Below are 908 nucleotides of genomic sequence, written 5' to 3'. Positions count from 1 at the left end.
CATCCCTCTCCGCCGTCCTCTTTACCTCCCCCGATGCGTTTTGCACCATCTGGGACGTGTTCCCGCTGCCCGCCGCCTGAGGGTGACGGCCGCCGTCAGCCCACGCTCTGGGCCTGGGCCTGGGCCTGGGCCCGGACGACCTTCGCGCCCTCCGCGCGCAGCTCGACCTTGCGGACCTTGCCGGAGACGGTCATGGGGAAGGCGTCGAGCACGCGGACGTGGGCCGGGATCTTGAAGTGCGCGATCCGGCCCGCGGCGAACTCGCGGACGGCGTCCACCGTGAGCGGCTCGACGCCGTCCTTCATGATCACGCAGGCCATGAGCTGCTCGCCGTACTTCTCATCCGGCACGCCCACCACCTGGACGTCCTGGATGTCCGGGTGGGTGTAGAGGAACTCCTCCACCTCGCGCGGGGAGATGTTCTCGCCGCCGCGGATCACGAGGTCCTTGATGCGGCCCTCGATGCGCACGGAGCCGTCCTCGTCCATGGAGGCGAGGTCGCCGGAGTGCATCCAGCCGTCGGCGTCCAGCACCTCGGCGGTCTTCTCGGGGGCGTCCCAGTAGCCGAGCATCACGGAGTAGCCGCGAGTGCACAGCTCGCCCGTGGCCCCGCGCGGGACGACGTCACCGGTGGCGGGGTCCACGATCTTCGTCTCCACGTGGGGCATGGTCCGGCCGACGGTCTGGGTGCGCACCTCCAGGGAGTCGTCGCGGCGGGTCATGGTGGACACGGGCGCGGTCTCCGTCATGCCGTAGCAGATGGCGACCTCGGACATGTGGAACCGGTCGATGACCTTCTTCATCACCTCGACGGGGCACGTGGAGCCGGCCATCACGCCGGTGCGCAGCGTGGACAGGTCCAACGCGTCCGCCTCAGGCCGGGCGAGCATGGCGATGAACATCGCCGG

General features: G+C 69.8%; 1 protein-coding gene. It reads right to left on the bottom strand.

Annotated features, from left to right (window positions below; all coding sequences use genetic code 11):
* Window positions 1–95 precede the first annotated feature (95 nt).
* A partial coding sequence (locus ACFWJO_RS39655; protein ID WP_386873147.1) for an AMP-binding protein occupies window positions 96–908 on the bottom strand: 813 nt, incomplete at its 5' end.

The organism is Streptomyces sp. NPDC127092 (assembly GCF_042722475.1).
Taxonomy (GTDB): domain Bacteria; phylum Actinomycetota; class Actinomycetes; order Streptomycetales; family Streptomycetaceae; genus Streptomyces.
The sequence above is the reverse complement of the archived record's forward strand: the minus strand, read 5'-3'. Positions and strand labels throughout refer to the sequence as shown.